This is a genomic window from Streptomyces sp. UH6 (genome assembly GCF_013421635.1).
Classification (GTDB): Bacteria; Actinomycetota; Actinomycetes; order Streptomycetales; family Streptomycetaceae; genus Streptomyces; species Streptomyces abyssomicinicus.
The window spans coordinates 1-2,754 of the sequence record NZ_JACADT010000768.1; the positions used below are offsets into that span (position 1 = coordinate 1).

The 2,754-nt window shown below is 70.8% G+C and carries 2 protein-coding genes and 1 pseudogene; 2 read left to right on the top strand and 1 reads right to left on the bottom strand.

The genetic code is table 11. The features are described from left to right. A pseudogene (locus tag HW445_RS25530) lies at nt 1-497 on the bottom strand (XRE family transcriptional regulator); the annotation flags it as partial. Between the two features lie 206 nt (nt 498-703). Between HW445_RS25530 and HW445_RS25535 the strand changes: the two are divergent. Together HW445_RS25535 and HW445_RS25540 are read left to right on the top strand one after the other, a co-directional pair. Next, nucleotides 704-2,140 (top strand): cation:dicarboxylate symporter family transporter, encoded by a 1,437-nt coding sequence (locus tag HW445_RS25535; protein WP_180223263.1) that lies wholly within the window; start codon nt 704-706, stop codon nt 2,138-2,140. Between the two features lie 288 nt (nt 2,141-2,428). Further along, the coding region (locus HW445_RS25540) for a hypothetical protein (RefSeq protein WP_218957383.1) at nt 2,429-2,754 on the top strand (326 nt) is incomplete at its 3' end.

Here is a 2,754-nt window from a genome sequence, read left to right on the forward strand (position 1 = left end):
ACCGCGCGGGCCGCGCCGGCGCCCCGCGCCGTGAAGGTCTCGCGCAGAAGAAGTGAGAGTTTCGCGTTGCGCCCGCAAACCGCGACCAGATCGGACTGGTCGAGCCGGAACAGCGCGCGCAACTGCTGGGTGGACCGGTCCCCGCCGCGCCACACGTTCTCCTGCTCCATGCGCAGGTAGGCCAGCACGTCCAGTCCGACCGCCGCGGCCACCTCCTCGGGAGTGAGCCCGCGGGCGAGGCGGTGTTCGCGCAGCGTGCGCGGCCGGCCGGCCAGATCGGCGGGGGAGCACCAGAGCATGCCGGCCAGTCCGGCCAACTCGTCGCGCCCGGGCGGGAGTTCATCCCTCTCCCAGGCGGTGACCAGCTCGGCCGTCACATGGGAGAGCCCGAAGGCGGTGCGCATGCCGTGCGCGACCTCCCCGGGGTCCAGCCCCAGTGCGGTGCGGATGCGGTGCGCGGCGGCGGCGTCGAAGGAGCGGGCGAGGGATCTGTGCACCCGGCACACGGTAGGGAGTGCCGCACCCCGGCCGCCACCTGTTGCTCATACCTGATTACTTTCGGTGAACACGTGAACCGTCCTGGTCGAGGGGGTGGTCACGGACACCTCCGGTACGCCACCTTGGGTGCTCTCCCCGGCCCGCGTGCCGTATGCAAATATCGTCGGACGTTTTTCGCCGACAAGGATGTCAAGGAGGCCGTTCCATGACCAGCACGCCCGCATCGGGCCCCGCCGGGCCGGACGCGAAGCCCCGACGGGACCGCACGCACTTCCTCTATCTCGCGGTCGTGGTCGCGGTGGTGCTCGGTATCACTCTCGGCCTGGCCGCGCCCGACGTGGCGAAGGAGCTCAAGCCGATCGGCACCGCCTTCGTCGGGCTGATCAAGATGATGATCTCGCCGATCATCTTCTGCACCATCGTGCTCGGCATCGGCTCGGTGCGGAAGGCGGCCAAGGTCGGCAAGGTGGGCGGACTGGCCCTCGGCTACTTCGTGACGATGTCCTTCGTCGCGCTGGCCATCGGCCTGGTCGTCGGCAACATCGTCCATCCGGGCGGCGGCGTGGAGCTGACCGAGGCCGCCAAGGGCGTGGGCCAGGAGCAGGCCGCGGCCGGCACCGAGACCACCATGACCGACTTCCTGCTCGGCATCATCCCGACCACCCTGGTCTCCGCCTTCACCGAGGGCGTCGTGCTGCAGACCCTGCTGGTCGCCCTGCTGGCCGGCTTCGCGCTGCAGACCATGGGCGGTGCCGGCGAGCCGATCCTGCGCGGCGTCGAGCACATCCAGCGGCTGGTCTTCCGCATCCTCGCCATGATCATGTGGGCGGCCCCGGTGGGCGCCTTCGGCGCCATCGCGGCGGTGGTCGGGGAGACCGGCGTCGACGCCCTCAAGGCGCTGGCCGCCATCATGATCGGCTTCTACGTCACCTGCGCCCTGTTCGTGCTGGTGGTGCTGGGCGCGATGGTCCGGATCGTCGCCAAGGTGAACCTGTTCAGCCTGCTGAAGTACCTGGGCCGCGAGTTCCTGCTGATCTTCTCGACCTCCTCCTCCGAGTCGGCCCTGCCGCGGCTGATCGCCAAGATGGAGCACCTGGGCGTCAGCCGCCCGGTTGTCGGCATCACCGTGCCGACCGGCTACTCCTTCAACCTCGACGGCACGATGATCTACCTGACGATGGCCTCGCTGTTCATCGCCGAGGCGATGGGCGACCCGATGACCGTCGGCCAGCAGATCACCCTGCTGCTCTTCATGATGGTCGCCTCCAAGGGCGCCGCCGGAGTCACCGGCGCGGGCCTGGCCACGCTGGCCGGTGCGCTCCAGTCGCACAAGCCGGAGCTGGTCGACGGCGTCGGCATGATCGTCGGCATCGACCGCTTCATGAGCGAGGCGCGCGCGCTGACCAACTTCGCCGGCAACGCGGTGGCCACCCTGCTGATCGGCACCTGGACCAAGGAGGTCGACAAGGAGCGGGTCAAGCGCGTCCTCGCCGGCGAACTGCCCTTCGACGAGCGCACGCTGCTCGACGGTGACGGTCACGGCGGTGGTCGCGGCGGTCACGGGGGATCCGGGCGCGAGGGTGCCGGTGGGACGCCCGACGCCGGACCGGGCAGCCGCGGGAAGGAATCGGTCGGGGTCTGACCGCAGGACGCCGACCCGCGGTCCGGTCCGTCGACCTCACCCGCGCTGCCCGTCGTCCTCCTCCGCCCGCGGCCCGGTCCGGGCCGCGGGCGGAGGCGTCGGGGAGGGAATCTGCTCGGTTGTGCACCTCAACTCTCAAATTAATGAGCGGACTTGATCGTCTCTGGGTACAGTCCAACCCGTCAGTAACCACGGTTTCCCCCGAGGCCTTGCGGCCGTTCGGGGTTCCTGTCACGCCGTGAAGTGGGGGCGCGGGGGCGCGGGGGGCCACGAGACGAAGGACCGCCCGTGCCACCACGCTCGTCACCCCTGTCCGCGTTCGGCAGACGCACCGCGTCCGCCGCGCTGGCCGCTTTCGCCCTGGCCGCCCTCCTGGCGGTGCTGATGGCCGCCCTGGCCGGCAGCGTGTCCGGGACGCCCGGACTGCTGGCCTCCGTCGTCCTGGACGGCAGGACCGACACACCCGCCCTCGCCTTCGCCGCGGTGACGGGAGCCACCGTCACCTGGGACCTGGCCTCCGCGACCGGCGGTGAGTTCTCGCTGCTGCGCTCCGCCACGGCGAACCCGCTGTGGGCCGCGGCCCTCCTCGTGCCGGTCCTCCCCGGCCTGCTGGT

Excerpts from the sequence above, each read along its gene's own strand:
- HW445_RS25535 (WP_180223263.1), top strand. The coding sequence starts at position 704 with ATGACCAGCACGCCCGCATCGGGCCCCGCCGGGCCGGACGCGAAGCCC.